At 65.7% G+C, this 19294-nt stretch carries 15 protein-coding genes; 9 read left to right on the top strand and 6 right to left on the bottom strand.

Annotated features, from left to right (window positions below):
• Window positions 1-37: 37 nt before the first annotated feature.
• From hisS to QRN59_RS09395, 3 genes are all read left to right on the top strand, one after another.
• On the top strand, window positions 38-1396 hold the full coding sequence (gene hisS / locus QRN59_RS09385; protein ID WP_284982246.1) for a histidine--tRNA ligase: 1359 nt from the start codon (window positions 38-40) through the stop codon (window positions 1394-1396).
• 146 nt (window positions 1397-1542) lie between these two features.
• Entirely contained in the window at window positions 1543-3327 is a 1785-nt protein-coding gene (gene aspS / locus QRN59_RS09390; RefSeq protein ID WP_284982247.1) for an aspartate--tRNA ligase, read from the top strand.
• 101 nt (window positions 3328-3428) lie between these two features.
• Window positions 3429-4199, top strand: a complete 771-nt coding sequence (locus QRN59_RS09395) for a GNAT family N-acetyltransferase (RefSeq protein WP_284982494.1) — start codon at window positions 3429-3431, stop codon at window positions 4197-4199.
• Between the two features lie 95 nt (window positions 4200-4294).
• Here the strand turns inward: QRN59_RS09395 and QRN59_RS09400 are convergent, their stop codons facing one another.
• The 5 genes from QRN59_RS09400 to QRN59_RS09420 all read right to left on the bottom strand — a co-directional run bounded on the left by QRN59_RS09400 (window position 4295) and on the right by QRN59_RS09420 (window position 11378).
• Window positions 4295-5998, bottom strand: coding sequence for an HNH endonuclease signature motif containing protein (locus QRN59_RS09400; RefSeq protein WP_284982248.1), 1704 nt, complete (start codon window positions 5996-5998; stop codon window positions 4295-4297).
• Window positions 5999-6074: 76 nt separating this feature from the next.
• On the bottom strand, window positions 6075-7781 hold the full coding sequence (locus QRN59_RS09405) for a flavin monoamine oxidase family protein (protein ID WP_502871042.1): 1707 nt from the start codon (window positions 7779-7781) through the stop codon (window positions 6075-6077).
• The gene (locus QRN59_RS09410; RefSeq protein WP_284982249.1) at window positions 7778-8614 is read right to left on the bottom strand and encodes a nitrilase-related carbon-nitrogen hydrolase; all 837 of its coding nucleotides are present in this window, start codon (window positions 8612-8614) and stop codon (window positions 7778-7780) included. Before QRN59_RS09410 ends, QRN59_RS09405 begins: the two co-directional genes overlap by 4 nt.
• Window positions 8611-9888, bottom strand: coding sequence for a M20 family metallo-hydrolase (locus QRN59_RS09415; protein WP_284982250.1), 1278 nt, complete (start codon window positions 9886-9888; stop codon window positions 8611-8613). Before QRN59_RS09415 ends, QRN59_RS09410 begins: the two co-directional genes overlap by 4 nt.
• Complete coding sequence (locus QRN59_RS09420) at window positions 9885-11378, bottom strand: amino acid permease (RefSeq protein ID WP_284982251.1); 1494 nt, start codon at window positions 11376-11378, stop codon at window positions 9885-9887. The genes QRN59_RS09415 and QRN59_RS09420 overlap by 4 nt, the downstream gene beginning before the upstream one ends.
• Before the next feature lie 180 nt (window positions 11379-11558).
• Between QRN59_RS09420 and QRN59_RS09425 the strand changes: the two genes are divergently transcribed.
• Window positions 11559-12734, top strand: coding sequence for an RsbRD N-terminal domain-containing protein (locus tag QRN59_RS09425; RefSeq protein WP_284982252.1), 1176 nt, complete (start codon window positions 11559-11561; stop codon window positions 12732-12734).
• Here QRN59_RS09425 and QRN59_RS09430 read toward each other — a convergent pair.
• The gene (locus QRN59_RS09430) at window positions 12718-13380 is read right to left on the bottom strand and encodes an acVLRF1 family peptidyl-tRNA hydrolase (RefSeq protein ID WP_284982253.1); all 663 of its coding nucleotides are present in this window, start codon (window positions 13378-13380) and stop codon (window positions 12718-12720) included. The two genes, QRN59_RS09425 and QRN59_RS09430, sit on opposite strands and share 17 nt — an antisense overlap.
• 41 nt (window positions 13381-13421) lie before the next feature.
• Between QRN59_RS09430 and QRN59_RS09435 the strand changes: the two genes are divergently transcribed.
• The 5 genes from QRN59_RS09435 to alaS all read left to right on the top strand — a co-directional run bounded on the left by QRN59_RS09435 (window position 13422) and on the right by alaS (window position 19292).
• The gene (locus QRN59_RS09435; RefSeq protein WP_284982254.1) at window positions 13422-14894 is read left to right on the top strand and encodes a replication-associated recombination protein A; all 1473 of its coding nucleotides are present in this window, start codon (window positions 13422-13424) and stop codon (window positions 14892-14894) included.
• 169 nt (window positions 14895-15063) lie between these two features.
• Window positions 15064-15684, top strand: a complete 621-nt coding sequence (gene rpsD / locus QRN59_RS09440; protein ID WP_028267147.1) for a 30S ribosomal protein S4 — start codon at window positions 15064-15066, stop codon at window positions 15682-15684.
• A 148-nt stretch (window positions 15685-15832) separates the two neighbouring features.
• Window positions 15833-16207 (top strand): DUF948 domain-containing protein, encoded by a 375-nt coding sequence (locus QRN59_RS09445; protein ID WP_284982255.1) that lies wholly within the window; start codon window positions 15833-15835, stop codon window positions 16205-16207.
• 58 nt (window positions 16208-16265) lie between these two features.
• Complete coding sequence (locus tag QRN59_RS09450; RefSeq protein WP_284982496.1) at window positions 16266-16478, top strand: hypothetical protein; 213 nt, start codon at window positions 16266-16268, stop codon at window positions 16476-16478.
• Between the two features lie 135 nt (window positions 16479-16613).
• On the top strand, window positions 16614-19292 hold the full coding sequence (alaS, locus tag QRN59_RS09455; protein WP_284982256.1) for an alanine--tRNA ligase: 2679 nt from the start codon (window positions 16614-16616) through the stop codon (window positions 19290-19292).
• The last annotated feature ends 2 nt before the right edge of the window (window positions 19293-19294 follow it).

Raw genomic sequence — 19294 nt, forward strand, 5'->3', positions numbered from 1 at the left:
GTCCCGCCCGCGCAATCATTGAGGAGAAATTTCCACCATGGCCCGTACCGCCTCCCTGTCCGGATTCCCCGAGTGGCTTCCCCAGGAGCGGTTGGTGGAACTGCATGTGCTGGACACTTTGCGCAAGACGTTTGAACTCCATGGCTTCTCTTCAATCGAGACCCGGGCCGTGGAAACAGTCGGCCAACTCCTCCGCAAGGGCGAGATCGACAAAGAGGTGTACGGTCTCAGCCGCCTACAGGAAGACGAGGACGCCCCCGGCAGCGAAAACGGAAAGTCGGACAAGGCTGATCCCAACGCCTTGGCCCTCCACTTCGACCTCACAGTGCCGTTTGCCCGCTACGTCGTCGAGAACGCCGGCTACCTCGCCTTCCCGTTCCGGCGCTACCAGATCCAGAAGGTGTGGCGGGGGGAGCGGCCCCAGGAAGGCCGCGCCCGCGAATTCACCCAGGCTGACATCGACGTCGTTGGCGACGGCGAGCTGCCCTTCCGGTACGACGTCGAGATTGCCCTTGTCATTGCGGAAGCGCTGAGCGCCCTTCCCATCCCGGACTTCCGCCTGCGGATCAACAACCGCAAGCTGGCCGAGGGTTTCTACCGCGGCATCGGCCTCACGGACACCGCAGGGGTGCTGCGCAGCATCGACAAGCTCGAGAAGATCGGCGAAGCGAAAGTTGCCGAATTGCTCAGGACTGAGCTTGGCGCCACGGATGAGCAGGCGGCACTTGCCTTGAAGCTCGCAGGCATCCGCACCGAGGACACGTCCTTCGTGGCGCAGGTGCGAGCCCTCGGTGTCTCGGACGAGCTTCTTGAAGAAGGCCTCAGCGAGCTCGAACAAGTCATCGAGGCTGCCGTGCAGCGTGCCCCTGGCAAGGTTGTTGCCGACCTCAGCATCGCCCGCGGCCTCGACTACTACACCGGCACCGTCGTCGAAACCGTCCTGGTAGGGCACGAGCAACTCGGTTCCATCTGCTCCGGCGGCCGGTACGACGCCCTCGCCAGCAAGGGCAACCGCAAGTTCCCCGGCGTCGGGCTGTCGATCGGCGTGACCCGCCTCGTCTCCCGCATCCTGAGCCAGGAATTCGCGACCGCGTCACGCTCGGTGCCCACGGCAGTGCTTGTGGCCCTGAACAACGATGACAGTTGGTCCGCGGCCCAGGACGTCGCAGCCCAGCTGCGCGGACGGGGGATCGCAACCGAGGTTGCGGCGAAGGCCGAGAAGTTCGGCAAGCAGATCAAGTTCGCTGATCGCCGCGGCATCCCTTTCGTCTGGTTCACGGACGACGACGGCAAGCACCAGGTGAAGGACATCCGCACAGGAGAACAAGTCGACGCGGATCCGGCGAGCTGGGAGCCGTCACCGGAGGATCTCCACGTCCGCATCACCACGCGCTAGGCGTGGACCGGCGCCTCAAGGCGTCAGCCCTGCCGGCGTCAGGCGGGGGCGGGAGGCGCCTCATGGCGGCCACGCTTCAAGCTTGCGGGTAAACTCGAACGGGATCGTTTAGCCATGATCCGCTGAAAATCATTGAAAGGAATGCTGTGCTGCGCACACATGACCTCGGATCCTTGCGTTCCGAGCACATTGGACAGACCGTCACCCTGGCAGGCTGGGTAGGCCGCCGCCGAGATCACGGTGGCGTAGCCTTCGTCGATCTGCGTGACGCGTCCGGTGTCGCCCAGGTGGTTGTCCGCGAGGAAGAGGTCTTCCACGGCCTGCGCAATGAATACGTGCTGCAGATCGTGGGCACCGTAAGCAAGCGTCCCGAAGGCAACGAAAACCCGCACCTCGCCACCGGTGAGATCGAGGTCATTGCCGAGAAAGTGGTGATCCTCAACACCTCGGATCCCCTGCCGTTCCAGATCGATGAGCACGTGGAGGTCGGTGAGGAAGCGCGCCTCAAGCACCGCTACCTTGACCTGCGCCGCCCCGGCCCCGCCCGGAACCTGCGCCTGCGTTCCGAGGCGAACCGCGTGGCCCGCGAACTGCTTCACAGGCAGGGCTACGTGGAAATCGAGACTCCCACGCTGACGCGCTCGACGCCGGAAGGCGCCCGTGATTTTGTTGTTCCGGCGCGTTTGGCCCCGGGTTCCTGGTACGCGCTTCCGCAGTCGCCGCAGCTTTTCAAGCAGCTGCTCCAGGTTGGCGGTTTCGAAAAGTACTACCAGATCGCCCGTTGCTACCGCGACGAAGACTTCCGTGCGGACCGCCAGCCGGAATTCACCCAGCTCGACATCGAAGCCAGCTTCGTTGACCAGGACGACGTCATTGAGCTCGGCGAAGGCATCGTCAAGGCACTGTGGCAGCTGATCGACGTCGAAATCCCGACGCCGATCCGCCGCATGACCTACCACGAGGCCATGGCCAAGTACGGCTCCGACAAACCGGACCTGCGCTTCGGCCTGGAACTCACCGAATTGACGGAGTTCTTCAAGGACACGAACTTCGGAGTCTTCAAGGCGCCCTACGTGGGCGCCGTCGTCATGCCCGGCGGAGCCTCGCAGGCCCGCCGCGCGCTGGACGCCTGGCAGGAGTGGGCCAAGCAGCGTGGCGCCAAGGGCCTCGCCTACGTGCTGTTCAAGGAAGACGGCGAGCTCACGGGCCCCGTTGCCAAGAACCTCACGGACGCCGAGCGTGCCGGCCTGGCCGACGCCGTGGGCGCCAAGCCCGGCGACTGCATCTTCTTCGCCGCCGGCGAGAAATCTCCGTCCCGCGCTCTGCTGGGCGCCGCCCGCGTCGAGATCGGCCACCGCACCGGCCTGATCGATCCCAAGGACTGGGCTTTCGTCTGGATCGTGGACGCGCCGATGTTCGAACCCGCAGCCGCAGCCGTCGCCTCCGGTGACGTCGCGGTGGGTGGCGGACAGTGGACGGCCCTGCACCACGCCTTCACCTCCCCGAAACCGGAGTTCCTGGACTCCTTTGACAAGGACCCTGAATCGGCCCTGTCCTACGCCTACGACATCGTGTGCAACGGCAACGAAATCGGCGGCGGCTCTATCCGTATCCACGAGGCCGATGTCCAGGAGCGCGTTTTCGAACTCATGGGCTTGGACAAGGAAGACGCGCAGACCAAGTTCGGCTTCCTCCTTGAAGGATTCAAGTACGGTGCACCTCCCCACGGCGGCATGGCCTTCGGTTGGGACCGCGTCGTGGCCTTGCTGGCCGGCGTGGACTCGATCCGCGACGTCATCGCTTTCCCGAAGTCGGGCGGCGGCTACGACCCCCTGACCGCTGCTCCTGCGCCCATCACGGCGCAGCAGCGCAAGGAAGCCGGCGTCGACTTCAAGCCTGAGGCCAAAGCGCAGGCAGCCAAGTCAGAGTAGCTTGAAACCCTAGTAGTAGTAGCCGAAGGCCTCCGCAATTGCGGGGGCCTTCGGCGTAGCATGGCGGCGACTGATTTTGAGGAGGACGCGTGGCGCAGGAAATGAGCCTTGGATTGATTGAGGAGCTGATGGACCGGGCATGGCCCGCCCCGGACCGTGAGGACACCGAGGGATGGGTCATGCGGGCCGCAGGAGGTGTCACCCAGCGGGCAAACTCGGTCTGGCCGAGGGAACAGGCGCGAGACGAGGAGTCGGCAGTACGAGCCGCCACGTACTGGTACCGCGCCCGGCGCCTGCCGCTGATCGTCCAGGTTTTCGACGACGAGCGGAGCACGGGCCTCAACGCGGTGCTTGATGCGCAGCGATTCACCCGGCAGTCGGAGACCCTCATCATGGTCCGCCCGGGCGGCAGTCTACCCGGTGCCCCGCGCGATGGCTGGCCGAACGACGTCGAGATCTCCGACGAGCCTTCCGAAGAGTGGCTCAGGCTCTGGTGGTCGGTGGACGGGCGCGGGGGAGACACCGAGCTGGAGATTGCACGGAAGATCCTGGTGTCGTGTCCCTCGGTCTATGCCCTCGTCAGGGACAACGAGGGCGCCCCGGCCGCCGTCGGGCGCCTCGCCCTGGTTGACGGCAAGGGAGGCATCTACTGCATGGCAACCGCGGCCGGACACCGTCGGCAGGGCTTCGGGCGGCGGGTGCTGCGTGCGCTTTTGGAAGCGGGCGGCCACCGAGGCGCGGCCGAGTTCTGGCTACTTGTGATGGCCTCGAATACCGGCGCCCAGGCCCTGTACGAGGGCGCCGGTTTCGCAGAGCATGGCAGGTACCTATACCGGCAGGCACGGCCCCGACGGGCATTGTCCGGCTGCTAGCAAGCGTGGCCGCGTGCTGCCGGTCCCGGGGGCGTTCAGGGGCGTGGTCCCTGCGTTTCTTAGCGCCTGCGTCTCTTTTCCCGGGTTCTGCCCGGTCAGGCGTCTTGGTGCGCGGCGCATTCCGGGAAGGGGTCGTCCACGGGCACTGGCCAGTCCGGATCGTCCATGTCGTCGGCATCGTCGTCGGGGTCGGGCCATGGGTGTGCGGCGGTGAAGGAGTTCCAGTCGGGGAACGGATCCGGGGGCAGGTCGGGTTCGGGATATGCGGGCGATTCTTGGTCCGGCCGGGGGACCAGGTCCGGTGGGGTGCCGGTGTCCGTCTCGGTGATCGGGACATGGTCTGGCCAGCGGGGTGGTTCCCAGTCCTGGTGTTCGCCGGGGTAGTGCCGGTGTGAGGGGGAGGTCCATCCGGGCGGGTGGTTTTTGCCGGCCGGGGTGGGGGTCCATGCGGTGCGGTGTTTGAGGCGGTGGTGTTTGGGGCAGGGCTGGCCCAGGTTGGAGATGCCGGTGGTTCCTCCGTCGGCCCAGGCCAGGAGGTGGTCTGCGTCGTTGTCCAGGGAGTGGTTGTTGCAGCCGGGGAAGGGGCATTTGCCGTCGCGGAGCCGCAGCCATTGACGCATGGCTTTGGTGAGGCGGTAGCTGGTGCGTCCGATTTCCAGCGGCGCCCCGTCGCGGGGGTCGGTCAGGACGCGGTGGAAGGACTCGGCGCCCTCGGCGATGAGGCGCCGGGCCATGGACGGCGGGATCGGCCCGTACCCGTCCAGCATGGCCGGTTCGTCCGTGGCGCCGAGCAGGGACAGGACCGGGACGGTGACCAGGACCTGCGCCCTCGGGGACGGAACCCGCCCCGGTTCCAGACCGCCGTCGGGCAGGCCCCCGGCTCCTGCCCCGCCGCCGCCGTCGGGCGTTGCGGCGCTGGTGCCGGTGGTGTTGCTGGTGTTGGTGGTGGTGTTGGTGAGGAGCCAGGTGGCGGTGATGTCGGCGCGGAGCTGGGCGAGGGTCCGGGGTTCGGCGGGGCCTTGGAGGGCGCGGGCGGCGGCGGTGGTCCGGTCCCAGATCCCTGCCGCGGTCGCGGCGGGGAGGTGGGCGGAGAGCCAGGCCATGCCGTCGCGGTCCGGGAGGTATTCGACCCTCCGGTCCCGGGCTTTGGCGGTGTGGCGTTCTTCGATGCTGACCGGGTGGTGGCGTTCGCGCCAGGTGCGTGCTTTGGCCCGGAACCGGCCGGGGACGAGGTCCCCGGCCGGGCAGCCGCGGGCGGGGTCCGGTGCGTGGGGGTCCAGGAAGTGTGCTTCCAGGGCGGCTGCCGCGGCGGGGTCCAGGCCGGTTGTTTCGTCGACGATGATCCGGGCGTGCTGCCAGGAGATCGTGCCGGCCTCGAGGGCGGCCAGGGTCAGCGGCAGGCCCGTGGCCAGGGCCTGGGATGCGGTCAGGAACGCCGCGGCGGTGCGTTCGCTGACGGTCAGCACGCAGGCGACCTCGGCGATGAGGGCAAGCTCCTGGGCGGTGGCTTCCTGCGGTGAGGCCGCGGGGGAGGCCAGGGCCCTGGCCGCCTGGAGGTAGTCCGCGGCGAGTTTCGCTTTCAGCGCGGCGGTCCGGGCTTCCAGCCGGGCGATTTCGGCGAGGCCGTCCAGGCAACCATCCGCCAGGCCCCGCAGCGGATCGGAGTCATGGAGCGGATCGGTGTTTTCGGAGGAATCAGCGCCGCCGGCGACGGCGGTCAGCGCCGCAACGGACGCGGCCGCCACGGCCGCCCTGCTGTCCGCGCCGTTGTCCACACCCCAGGCTGTCCTTCCATCCATACCCACAGCATCGCAGGAGGCACCGACAATATAACGCCCTCGCCGGTGCACGACTCCGGCGAGGGCTTGGGGCAGCCTAGGGGAGGCGCATGGGCTTGAGTTCCTCGAAACGGTCGCCGGGGCCGGGGTTCTCCGCCGGGGATGAACCTCCGAGCTGGTTCATCACGCCCCACACGGCGTTGAGGCCCGTGGTCACGGCTCCGTCGGCCCAGCCTCCGGTCCAGGAAACGTCATCGCCTGCGAGGAAGATGCCGCGGTGTTCGGGCAGGTGGCCTTCCTGCATGAAGTGGGTGTAGAGCCGTTCCTGGTAGCGGTAGTGGCCTGGGAGGTTGTCGCTGAAGGCGCCCATGAAGTTGGGATCGTCTTCCCACGAGACAGTGATGGGGTCGCCGACGATGTGCGAGGCGATGTCCACCGTGGGGTAGATCTGTTTGAGGGAGTGCAGCATGAGCCGCACGCGCTCGTTGGCATCCAAGGGGAGCCACTTGAGTGCGTCGTCGTTCCAGGTGTAGGACAGGCAGATCAGCGCGGGCTGGTCCGGGCCGTTGTCCAGGAGATAGGTACCGCGGGTAAGCCGGTCCGTGAGAGTGGTGCTCATGACCTGGCGTCCGGTTTCGGGGTCGATGTCCTTCCAGAAAGGCCGGTCGACAACCACGAAGGTCTTGGACGACTGCATGTAGTGGCTGCGTTCGATCGCGGTCCAGAGCTTGTGGCTGAAGAGCGATTCGTCCACGTCGATGCGCGCCGAGAGCAACCAGCTCTGGCACGTGGCGATGACCGCCGGGTATTCCGTAGTCCGTCCCCAGCGGTCCGTGACGGCGATGTCGCCGGGGGCGCCGCCGTCGTTCTTCACGCGCGCGACGGCGGCAACGGCCCCGCGGGGATGGCCGCCATGCAGCGACGCGAGGCTGGTGCCGGCCGGCCAATGGTCCAGGTTTTCGGGAGTGTGGTTCCACAGCCGCTGCGGGAGAAGCTGGGCGCCGCCGATGATCCGGTGCTGTTCGGCGTCGGCGTCCACGTAGACCACGCGGAGGATTTCGAGGAACGAGTCCGGGAAGTTGGTGTCCCAGCCACCGGTGCCGAAGCCGACCTGGCCGAAGGCTTCCCGGTATTCGAACGGTAGCGCGGAGAAAGCCCTGGAGGTGGCGAGGTAGCCGGAGAAGGAGACGTCATCGAATTTCGGGACCAACTCGTTCCAGAGACGCTTGATGGTGGACAGCTCGCGGTTCCGGATGGCTTCCTGCATCGCCGTGAAGTGGGCGCGTTCTTCGAGGCAGTCGTCCCAGGCTGCGGCGACGTCGCCGAAGAACTGCGGAAGATCCGCCGCGGTCTCGGCGTAGTGCGCCTGGCCGCCGAGCTCTATGACGGTGCTGCCCGCTGCCCGGGTGAGCGGGTTGGGAAAGGGCTCGGTTTCGATCCCCACCTTGTCGGCATAGTGGAAGAAGGACCGTCCCGAGCGGGGGAAGCGCATGCCGCCGAGGTCCGCCACGGGGCCGGACTGCCCAGGCTGGGTCCCGCCGCGGAGGCGGCCGCCGATCCTGGAGGATTCGTAGATGACCGGTTTGAGGCCCATCTTCATGAGCTCGTAGGCGGCAACCAGTCCGGAAAGGCCGGCGCCGATGACGGCTACCTCGGTGCCGTGCATGGCCTCGGGGACGCTGCCGATCCCTGCCGGGTGCGCAAGGAAGTCATCGTAGGGGAACGGGAAATCCGGGTTGAGCATGGTGATGGGAGCGGCTGCGGCCGCGGGTGCAGTCGGAGTGCTTGTGGCTGCGATGGTCACTGGTGTCCTTTGTGGTTTGTTGCGGTGGGTTCGTTGGTCATGAAGCGGGCCAGGTAGCCAGTGTCCCGGCGGGCCTGGGCGTGGACCGCGAGGTCCACGTCGGCGAGGATCAGCTCACCTTCGACGGACGCCGTCGCAAGGTGCCGCCCATAGGGGTCGGCGATGGTGCTCAGCCCTGCGAAGTTCGGACCGGCATGGTTGGCGTAGGCGATGAAGAGCTGGCTTTCGAGCGCGCGGGTGGGGACCACCATGGAGGGGATCAGCCGCGTGTCGAGGGGCTGCTCGCCAGCGTCGTCCGCGGCGCGCAGCGGTACCGCCGTCGGCACGCACAGCAATTCGGCGCCCGCCAGGGCGGCGGACCGCACGAACTCGGGGAACTCGACGTCGAAGCAGATGCCGAGGGCGATCTGGACGCCGTTGAAGTCGACGACGGCGGGCGCCTCGGTTCCCGGCGTGAACACGTAGTTCTCGTCGGCGCCGAAGAGGTTCTGCTTCCGATAGCGGGTCAGTTCCGTGCCGTCGGGGCCGAACAGCGAGGCGCTGATGTAGTGCCGGTCTTCCTCGTGTTCCACGGTGGAGGCCACCAGTGCGATGCCATGTTCGACGGTGATGGCCGCGAGCTGCTCGCGCTGCGCGGCACCGTCGGTGCCGTGGACCATGCTTGGTGCGTAGCCGCTGGTGAACAGCTCCGGGGTGACCAGGAGCTGCGCGCCGCGTTGCCGGGCCTCGTTCGCGCCGACGGCGACTCGCCGGAGGTTTTCTGCCATCGAGTCAACAAGACCGGTGGCTTGAAGGACGGCAACACGCAGTCCAAGCTCGTCCGCAAGTGTCATTTCGCCCCGTCCAGGTCTCCACGGCAGAGGCGGGCCACGACTTCGGTGAGCATGTCCACTCCTGCGCAGGCGTCGTCGTCGTGCGTGAACTCGCGCTCATTGTGGGAGATGCCGTCCACGCTGGGGACGAACAGCATGACCGTGGGAACGATGTCCTTCATGTTGATCGAGTCGTGGCCGGCCAGGGTAAACACCGGCGTGTTGCTCAGTTCGAGCTTTTCCGCGCATTCCCGGGCCAGTTCGACGCCGGCAGGCTGGTACGGGTTGATGCCCCAGGCATGGGATTCCTCGACGGCGATCGAGACGTTCGTCTCGGCCTCGATGCGGGAGATTCCGGCCCGGAGCAGCGTTTTGGCTGCTGCCAGCACGTCCTCGTCGGCAGTGCGCATGTCCATGACTAGTTCCACCTTGGACGGAACCACCACAGGGGAGTTCGGGTAGACGGTCAGGTTCCCCACTGAAGTGTGCAGCACGGCTCCCGGGAAGTGGTCTGCGATCTCGCGCAGCAGGACGACGAGCCGCGATGCGCCAAGGAGCGCGTCCTTGCGGTCCGCGATGACTGCCGAGCCGGTGTGGGCTTGCTCGCCATGGACGGTGACGCTGTACTTTGCTGCGGCCCAGCAGGAGTGGACCAGGCCTATCGTGGTTCCGGAGTCCTCCAGGGAACGGCCTTGCTCGATGTGGATCTCGGCGTAGGCTGCGGCCTGGGGGCCGTTGCCGATGCCGAGCTGTCCGATGGCGCACAGCGCCTGGCGTACTGTGACGCCATCGACGTCGGTCATGGCGAGGGCGGTTTCGGCCGGTAGCTTTCCGGTGTAGACGGAGCTTCCCATCATGGAAGGCGCGAAGCGGCAGCCCTCTTCGTTGAACCAGTCCACCACGGCCAGGTTGTATTTGGGCTTCTCCCCGGGAACGGTGGACTCGGCCAGGCGCCGGCCGACGTGCAGTGCGGCAGCCACCCCATAGGCGCCGTCGTACTTTCCGGCTGTCGGCTGGCTGTCCAGGTGGGATCCAACCAGGACGTAGGGCGCGCCGGGTGTCCATTCCAGGAGCGCGTAGAGGTTGCCTACTTGGTCCGTTTCGGTGCGGAAGCCGTACTGGGCAGCCAGGGAGGTGAACCAGGTGCGGGCCTGTGCGTCGGCGGTAGTTGCTGCCTGCCGGTCTACGCCATGGCCTGGGGTCTCGCCAATCGCCGAGAGGCTGCGGAAGTCGCGGAGGAAGGCCTCGGAGGTGGTGACGCCGGCGTTTACGCCGATGGTAGGGGTGCTGCTCATGATGCGGAGCCTTCCGTTCCGTTCTTGGGAGCTGACGGGATGACCGGGAGGACATGGCTTCCGGGATTGATGATGGCCAGTTCGTGCACGCGTTTGCGGACGGCGTACCACCCGGCGATGAGCGCCGGGACAATAATGGCGAGCGATGCGACCGTGTACGTCCCCACCGGAAAGTCGAAGACCATGAGGACCATGACGGCGGCAAGGAAGGCCAAAGTGAGGTAGGACGTCCAGGGAGCGCCAAGCATACGGAACGCGGGCCGGAGCATGAGCCCCTTCTTGGACAGCTTGTAGAGCTTGAGCTGGCACAGGACGATGGTTCCCCAAGTGCACAGGATGGCCAAGGCCGTCGCGTTGAGGGCGATCTCAAAGGCCATGGCCGGAACCACGGCGTTCAGTCCGACACCCAGCAAGGTGATGGCCGCGGTGAAGAGGATCCCGCCGTAGGGAACCCCACCGCGGCTCATCCGTTCCATGAACTTGGGCGCCGTGCCGGTCTGGGCCATGGATCGGTAGATGCGTCCGGTCGAATACAGGCCCGCGTTCAGGCTGGACAACGCTGCGGTCAGGACCACGAAGTTCATGACGTCGCCTGCACCAGGGACCCCAATGGCGGCGAAGAAGGTCACGAACGGCGATTCGCCGGCCTTGTACGCGTTGAAGGGAAGCAGCAGGGCCAGCAGCGCCGAAGACCCGACGTAGAAGATGGCGATCCGGAAAATCACCGCGTTGACAGCCTTGGGCATGACTTTCGCCGGGTTCTTCGTTTCACCCGCTGCTACTCCGATCAGGTCGATCCCGGCGTAGGCGAAGACAATGCCCTGGACGATGATGACGGCCGGCAGGAGCCCGTTCGGCAACAGGCCGCCGTTTTCGGCGATCAGGGAGAAACCGGGGCTGTGGCCTGCGACGGGGAAGTTGCCGGCGAAGAATATGCCGCCCACGATCAGGAAGGCCACCAAGGCACCCACCTTGATGATGGCGAACCAGAACTCGAGTTCACCGAAGAGTTTGACCGAAATGAGGTTGACCCCGGTCACGACTGCCAGTGCGGCCAAGGCCAGGACCCACTGGGGGACGGAACTGAAGGCCGTCCAGTAGTGGAAGTACACGGCGATGGCGGTGATGTCCACGATCGCCGTGAGCGCCCAGGAGATCGCGTACACCCAGCCGGACACATAGGCAGCCTTTTCGCCGAAGAACTCCCTTGCGTATGAAACGAAGGAGCCCGACGACGGGCGGTGCAGGACGAGCTCGCCAAGGGCCCGCAGGACGAAGAAGGCGAAGACGCCGCAGATCGCATAGACAACGGGAAGGACGGGACCGGCCGAGGCAAGCCGGCCCCCGGCGCCAAGGAACAGTCCGGTGCCGATCGCACCGCCCATCCCGATCATCTGCACCTGCCTGTTGGACAGGCCCTTCTTATATCCGGACTGCTCGTCGGAGCGGACAGCCGTTGGCCGCTCCTCGACAGGGATGTTGGTGGTCATCGAAAACTCCTGGCCTAAGAAATGTGACTGCCGCCATGAAAACGGCTGACATCGATCGTCCCAAGCAACGGTGGCGCGGCCAATGACAACATCACCTCAAATCAGGGCCAATTAATGTACGAAGGTACAAGCGGCTTTTCCTCTTCGGGAGGCATGATGAAGGAGGACGGTGGAGGTGCCATGACGGACGATGAGAAATGGCGGGGCGTGGTTGCGGCATTGTCGGAACTGCTCCCTGGCATGGTGGATACATTCATCGGGAAAATCCTCCAGGATCCCGTGTACAGCGAGTCCGGGCTGACCATTGAGGACCTTCGCCGCAGCAGCCACGATTCCTTGGTGGCCATTCTCGACGTGCTGCGGGGCGGGGGAACCACCATGGACAGCCTTGAGTCCATCGCGGGAGAACTGGGCAAGCGTCGCGCAAGGCAAGGGCTCCCCCTGGACAGTCTGGTGCGCGCCATCAGGCTGGACTTTTCCGTGGTGTGGGATGCGTTGTCCGCATCCGCGCTGGCGGTGGATCCTGCGCTGCTGGTCAGCAGGACCGAACTCGTCTGGCGCACGGTGGACACCTTTGCCTCACGGGTCCAGGCACGGTACGTGGCCGAACTGGAGGATATCGAGCGGGCCAACGCCGATCTGCAGCACCAGTACCTCTCGCAACTATTGGCGCCCTCGGAACCGTCGGAGTCGGATCTCGCCCGGATCGCCGGAGCCCTGCGCGTCGACGTCGGCGCACGGTTCCTTGTGGCAGCGGTCAGCAGGGAAGACAGTCTGACTGTGCAACGCCGCCTGCGTCACCGGGCCAAGAGGTTGGCAGCCTTCTTTACCTTCGACCAAGAGCACCACACCTTGGTCGTCCACAAGCGGGGCGGGCAGGGTCACGCGGAGCATAGCGACGCGCTCAGCTATGACGAGTCAGTCCTCTTCGATGGCATGGCGGTAGCCGTGGCGCCACTGGCTGAAGGGCTCGGCAGTGTGAGAACCTCAGCTGCCGCCGCCCGCGAAGTCATGCGCGATTTGCCCATGGGAAGCGTTGGTGTCTTCACCCTCAGGGACAGGTGGTTGTCCATCACCAGGCACAGATTGTCCCAGCTCGGCTGCGATCCGGGACAGCTCGTGTTCCCCAGGCTGCAGGACTGTGCACCACAGGAACGGGCACGCATCCTCGAAGCGGCCACGACGTTCCTCGGGACAGGAAGCCTGGTGGAGACGGCGCGCAGGCTCTTTTGCCATCGGAACACGGTGGTGAACCGGTTGGCGGCTTTCGAACGGTACACCGGGCTGGACCTCCAGAAACCCACCGATCTTGCATTGGCGGTGTTGGCGCTGCACGCAACTACAACGGATCCGTGACCTCGATCCGCACGGCACAGGCATCTGTCGCAGCCCTGCGAAGCACGGTTGCGTTGGGGTCGTCAACTGCGAGGAACGCGAGCCTTATCCTCGACGCGTACGCCTTCAACGCCTTTTCTTCCAGGACCGCCGCGGACAGCGCGGCGTCGCCGCCCAGAACGAGATACTCAATACTGTGTCCGGCGAACACGCCGGCGGCATAACCCGCCACAGCTTCCGTCAGCGCGTTGGCCTGGTTCTCGCGGCGACGGGCAAAGCGCTGCTGCGAAGATCCACCTGCCGCCGAGCGTGACTGCACGTAGCGGGAACCCGATTTGGACGCGGACACTTTGCCGCCGCTCACGACCCCCACGGCATAGCCGCCCCGGCGCACCAAGATGATGCCGAGCCGCCGTTCCTGCGAAGCGAGCGACGCTAAACGCTCAACTGTGGTGGTGCCCTTTCCGGGCCGTCCATCGACGGGCCACGGGGCTCTCAGTAGCGCCGTCGCGCCGTCGGCCGCCCGTAAAAGGGTGCCGCCGTCGTCGAGCTCTTCCTGAACGGCGCCATGGCTCGCGGCGAAGCGGTCCACCCAGCCGGGCAGCCGCTCACCGGATATGAAGGCGGTACGCTGCTTTTCGTTGGGGCCGGACGGCCGGGTCTCCACGTCGATGTCTCCTTAGCTGGAATCATGAGTAGCCTATCCATGTGGAAGATCTCTTTGGTGCCGACGCGGACAACGACGACGATGCCGGCAGCCAGGCGGCGGATTCGGACCGTTCCGGGACGGGACGTGCGCGCACGGGACGTCCGTCGTCGCCGCGGAGCCCTTTGGCTGTCCGAATGAGGCCCCGGACCCTCGACGAGGTTGTGGGCCAGCAGCATTTGCTGGGCCAAGGGTCTCCTTTGCGGCAGCTTGCCGCGGGGGCCGACGCCGCCGGTCCTGCCGGCCCGAGCTCGGTCATCTTGTGGGGACCTCCGGGCACGGGCAAGACCACGCTGGCGCACGTCATCGCCCGGGGACCGGGCCGGAAGTTCGTTGAATTGTCCGCCATTACCGCGGGCGTCAAGGATGTCCGCCTGGTCATGGAAAACGCCTTGACTGCCCGGGATCTGTACCGGACCACAACAGTGCTGTTCCTGGATGAGATCCACCGCTTCAACAAGGCCCAACAGGACGCCCTGCTTCCCGGGGTCGAGAAGGGTTGGGTGGTCCTGGTGGCAGCTACTACCGAAAACCCTTCGTTCTCGGTGGTCTCCCCGCTGCTTTCCCGATCGCTGCTGCTTACCCTGAAACCGCTTACCGACAGCGACATCGAGGGGCTTCTGCAACGGGCGGTTGCCGATGCCCGCGGTTTGGCAGGGGGAGTGGAGCTCACCCCGGAAGCCCTTGAGCATTTGGTCCGCTTGTCCGGGGGAGATGCCCGCCGCGCGCTCACTGCGCTCGAGGCCGCTGCCGGTGTGGCCTACGGGGACCGGAATGACGACGGCGGAGACGCCTCCGAAGAGCCCGGGCTCGCGGGTGACGGGCCCCCGGAGGCTCCGGTCGTCGTCGAGCTCCGCCATACGGAACGGGCCCTGGACGCTGCCGCTGTCCGATACGACCGCGCGGGCGACCAGCACTACGACGTCGCCAGTGCGTTCATCAAATCGATCCGGGGTTCCGACGTCGACGCAGCCCTGCATTACCTGGCCCGCATGCTCGAAGCCGGCGAAGACCCGCGCTTCGTGGCCCGCCGGATCGTCATTTCGGCTGCCGAGGACATCGGCATGGCAGATCCGACCGCGCTACAGACCGCGGTCGCCGCGGCCCAGGCAGTGCAGTTGATCGGCATGCCCGAGGGCCGGATCATCCTCGCCGAAGCCGTGGTGCATTTGGCGACGGCGCCCAAATCCAATGCCGCCTACATGGGCATCAACAAGGCGATCGCCGATGTGCGTGCGGGGATGGGGGTCGGGATTCCCGCGCATTTGAGGGACGCGCACTACCAGGGAGCGAAGGGCCTTGGCCACGGCCAGGGCTATAAGTACGCCCACGATGCCCCGCACGGCGTGGCCACCCAGCAGTATGCCCCGGATGATCTGGTCGGAAGGGACTACTACGAGCCCACAGCAAACGGTGCTGAACGGGATATTGCTCCCAGGCTCGAGCGGCTGCGCAGGATCATCCGGGGCAAGTAGGCGTCATGGTAGGCTAGATGCTTGTCTGGCAAGGCCTGGCGCACAATCCATCAAAATCCAGGTTTTGATGCTGTGCCCTGCGCCCCGTAGCAAAAGGCAGCGGTTGGCCGATGCTCTCCCTCATGGAGGCCAGTAACACTGACACACCGCAGATATTGGAAGGACACAAGTGGCTAACAACACTCGTGCTCGCCGTACCGCACGCCTTTCGCGTGCACTCGGCATCGCTCTGACTCCCAAGGCCGCCAAGTACATGGAGCGCCGTCCGTACGGCCCCGGTGAGCATGGCCGCGCCCGCAAGAAGCAGGACTCTGACTACGCTGTACGTCTGCGCGAAAAGCAGCGTCTGCGCGCCCAGTACGGCATCCGCGAAGCCCAGATGACCCGTGCATTCGAAGAAGCACGGCGCACCAAGGGCCTGACCGGTGAAAACCTGATCGAACTGCTCGAAATGCGTCTCGACGCCCTCGTGCTGCGTGCCGGCTTTGCCCGCACGATCGCCCAGGCCCGCCAGCTGGTTGTGCACCGCCACATCCTCGTTGACGGTATCCGCGTGGACCGCCCGTCGTTCCGCGTTGCCGAAGGCCAGCTCATCCACGTTCACAGCCGTAGCGAAGTCATGGCTCCGTTCCAGGTTGCAGCTGCCGGCGCACACGTTCTGAACGTCGTTCCGGCTTACCTGGACGTCAAGATCGACGCCCTGCAGGCACGCCTGGTTCGTCGCCCGAAGCGCTCCGAGGTCCCCGTGACCTGCGAAGAGCAGCTCGTGGTCGAATTCTACGCTCGCTGATTTCCAGCAAGCACATACAAAGAAGCCCGTGGCACGCGCCGCGGGCTTCTTTGTATGTAAGGTACTTGGGGAAGCCACGCCGGGGTGCCTGTGTAGAACCACATGGCGCACCAGCGGCAACGCAACAAATGCTAGGAGATGAGAGTCCATGACTGGTGGCGATATTGCAGGCCTGATCGCGGCCGGAGTTTTCGCGCTCCTTGTGGTGCTGTTGGCTGTGCCGATCCTCAAACTCGGGCGCGTCTTCGATGAAGTCCGCACCTCCATCCGCTCCTTGAGCGACGGAGCGACGCCCCTCATGGACGAGGTCACCGCGACGGTTTCCACCACAAACCAGCAGCTGAAAAAGGTGGATGGGATCACCTCCAACGTTTCCGACGCCTCCGCCAACATCTCTGCTTTGTCCTCACTGGTGGCCGCAACAGTCGGTTCGCCGCTCATCAAGGTGGCAGCGTTCAGCTATGGAGTGCGCACGGCTTTTGCCGCCCGCCGCAAACCGGGCAGTGGCCGCCGCAGCCGCTGAGTCCATTCGTAAGCCACGATCGTCGTATGTCAGGAAAACTGTGAAAAGAATCGTCTGGATGGGGATCGGCGTGGCAATCGGCGTCATCGCCTTCCGCAAGATCACCCAAGCACAGGCCGCTATTGGTCCCGACGGCCTGAACCGCACCGTAGCGCGACTGGCCGATGGCGTGTACGACTTCGCCGACGCCGTGCGCGCCGGAATGAATGAACGCGAAGTCGACCTCAGGTCCGCGCTCGGCATCGCAGAGTCCGACGCCGGCAGCCGTTAGCAGCCGCGGTACAACGCGCCGCGGTTCGCCCAAGCGGCCGTCAACAGGGCAGAATTAGAAGCTGCGGCAATGGCACATGCCAAAACCGCGCACAAACTCATGTGCAGTGAATTGAGAAGGGTAAGTAATCAGCTAATGAAGTCGCAGGAGATCACCAAACGCTGGGTGGACTTTTTTGTCAGCAAGGGCCATACCGCCGTCCCCTCAGCGTCGCTCGTATCCAGCGACCCTTCCCTGCTCTTCACTGTGGCCGGCATGGTTCCCTTCATTCCGTACCTCACCGCCCGCGAGGAGCCGCCCTTCGACCGCGCCACGAGCGTCCAGAAATGCATCCGCACCGGCGACATCGAGGAAGTGGGCAAGACCGCCCGCCACGGGACGTTTTTCCAGATGTGCGGAAACTTCTCCTTCGGGGACTACTTCAAGGAAGACGCCATCAAGTTCGCGTTCGAACTGCTCACCAAGAGCGTCGACGACGGCGGCTACGGGCTCGACGTTGAGCGCCTCTGGGTGACCGTCTACGAGGAAGACGACGAAGCCCAGGATCTGTGGCTCAAGAACACCGGCATCCCCGCCTCGCGCATCCAGAGGATGGGGAAGGCGGACAACTACTGGTCCACCGGGCAGCCTGGTCCCGCCGGCCCATGCTCGGAAATCTACTACGACCGCGGCCCGGCCTATGGCGCCGAAGGCGGTCCCATCGCCGACGAAAACCGTTATGTCGAAATCTGGAACCTCGTATTCATGCAGTACCAGATCGAGAACGTCCGCTCGAAGGTGGACTTCGACATCGCTGGCGAGCTGCCTAAGAAGAACATCGACACCGGGCTCGGCATGGAGCGCCTCGCGATGATCCTGCAGGGCGTCGAGAACATGTACGAAACGGACCAGGTCCGTCCCGTCATCGACAAGGCTGCAGCCCTGTCCGGCAAGGAGTACACCTCCGCCGAGTCAGCTGATGACCCTCACCACACGGACGATGTCCGGATGCGCGTCGTTGCAGACCACATCCGTTCGGCCCTGATGCTGATCTCGGACGGCGTGTCCCCGTCCAACGAAGGCCGCGGCTACGTCCTGCGTAGGCTTATTCGCCGTGCCGTCCGCGCCATGCGCCTCCTCGGGGTCGAAGAAGCTTGCCTGCCGCAGTTGCTTCCGGCTTCCCGCGACGCCATGAAGGGCGTCTACCCCGTGGTGGAAACCGACTTCGACCGCATCAGCCGCATCGCCTATGCCGAAGAACGAGCCTTCCTGCGCACCATCGCCTCCGGCACTGCCCGCCTTGAAGAAGCCGTGGTGCTCTCCAAGGCGGCTGGCAAGCCGCTGTCAGGCGAAGATGCCTTCGCCTTGCACGACACTTACGGGTTCCCGATCGACCTCACCCTCGAAATGGCCGAGGAAGCCGGTTTGAAGGTTGACGAAGCTGAATTCCGCAGCCTCATGCTCGAACAGCGTCAGCGTGCCCAGGCGGATGCCAAGTCCAAGAAGGGTGGACACGCCGATGTCTCAGCCTTCCAGGAGCTCCTGGCCGAAGGCGAGACCGTCTTCACCGGCTACACCGAGCTGGAGGGCGAGGCCCGTGTCCGCGGCATCGTCAGCTCCGGCCGGCGTGTTGCCCACGCATCCACGGGCGATGAAATCGAGCTCGTGCTCAACGAGACGCCGTTCTACGCCGAAGCCGGTGGCCAGTCCGCAGACAAGGGCCTCATCACCGGTGACGGCTTCGTCGTCGAGGTCCTCGACGTCCAGCGCCCCGTGAAGGGCCTGAGCGTCCACAAGGCAATCGTCCGCGAAGGCGAGATCGCCTCGGACGCTTTGGTGCGCGCCGCCGTCGACCGCGAACGCCGCCACGCCGCAGAGCAGGCCCACACGGGCACGCACATCGTGCATGCCGCCCTGCACCAGATCCTCGGCCCGGAAGCCACCCAGCGTGGCTCTTTCAACAAGGCCGGCTACCTGCGCTTCGACTTCGCCTGGGGCGAGGGATTGAGTGCCGCCACGAAGTCCGAGATCGAAGAGGTCTCGAACATCGCCATCCGCAACAACTTCCGGGTGGACACCAAGGTGATGGGCCTTGCTGAAGCGAAGGCCCTCGGCGCCATGGCCCTCTTCGGCGAGAACTACGGCAGCGAAGTCCGCGTTGTGGAGATCGACGGCGCCTGGTCCCGCGAACTCTGCGGTGGCACCCATGTGGCGAACACCTCCCTCATCGGGAGCCTATCGCTGCTCGGCGAACAGTCCGTCGGTTCGGGAAACCGCCGCGTGGAAGCCTTCGTCGGCCTTGACGCCTTCCGGCACCTCGCAGCCGAGCGCGCCTTGGTCACCGAGCTCACGGAAATGCTCAAGGTCCCCTCGGGCCAGTTGGCAGACCGGATCTCCAGCACCTTGGCCAAGCTCAAGGCGACGGAAAAGGAACTCGACCGCCTCCGTAAGGAACAGCTGACGGCAGCCGCCGCGAACCTCGTTGCCACGGCCCGGGATGCCGCAGGCGTCCGGGTAGTGGCGCACGACGCCGGCCAGGTCGGGGGAGCGGACGACCTCCGCAGCCTCGCCATGGACCTGCGCAGCCGGCTCGGCTCCGACGCTTCCACGGTTGCCGTAGCCGGTGTCAGCAACGACCGTCCCGTCATCATCGTGGCCACCAACGAGGCAGCGCGTGAAGCGGGCGTCAAGGCAGGCGCCCTCGTCCGCGTGGCCGCGGGAATCCTCGGCGGCGGCGGTGGCGGCAAGGACGATGTCGCCCAAGGCGGCGGAACCGACGCCGCGAAGATCGCACCGGCCCTTGCGGCCGTTGTGGACGCGATCGCCAAGCGCTGATT

The sequence above is a fragment of the Arthrobacter sp. efr-133-TYG-118 genome (genome assembly GCF_030209755.1).
Lineage (GTDB): Bacteria > Actinomycetota > Actinomycetes > Actinomycetales > Micrococcaceae > Arthrobacter.

Coding starts and splice junctions, on each gene's coding strand:
- hisS (WP_284982246.1), top strand. CDS start 38: ATGGCCCGTACCGCCTCCCTGTCCGGATTCCCCGAGTGGCTTCCCCAG.
- QRN59_RS09395 (WP_284982494.1), top strand. CDS start 3,429: ATGAGCCTTGGATTGATTGAGGAGCTGATGGACCGGGCATGGCCCGCC.
- QRN59_RS09400 (WP_284982248.1), bottom strand. CDS start 5,998: ATGGATGGAAGGACAGCCTGGGGTGTGGACAACGGCGCGGACAGCAGG.
- QRN59_RS09410 (WP_284982249.1), bottom strand. CDS start 8,614: ATGACACTTGCGGACGAGCTTGGACTGCGTGTTGCCGTCCTTCAAGCC.
- QRN59_RS09415 (WP_284982250.1), bottom strand. CDS start 9,888: ATGAGCAGCACCCCTACCATCGGCGTAAACGCCGGCGTCACCACCTCC.
- QRN59_RS09420 (WP_284982251.1), bottom strand. CDS start 11,378: ATGACCACCAACATCCCTGTCGAGGAGCGGCCAACGGCTGTCCGCTCC.
- QRN59_RS09425 (WP_284982252.1), top strand. CDS start 11,559: ATGACGGACGATGAGAAATGGCGGGGCGTGGTTGCGGCATTGTCGGAA.
- QRN59_RS09445 (WP_284982255.1), top strand. CDS start 15,833: ATGACTGGTGGCGATATTGCAGGCCTGATCGCGGCCGGAGTTTTCGCG.
- QRN59_RS09450 (WP_284982496.1), top strand. CDS start 16,266: ATGGGGATCGGCGTGGCAATCGGCGTCATCGCCTTCCGCAAGATCACC.
- alaS (WP_284982256.1), top strand. CDS start 16,614: ATGAAGTCGCAGGAGATCACCAAACGCTGGGTGGACTTTTTTGTCAGC.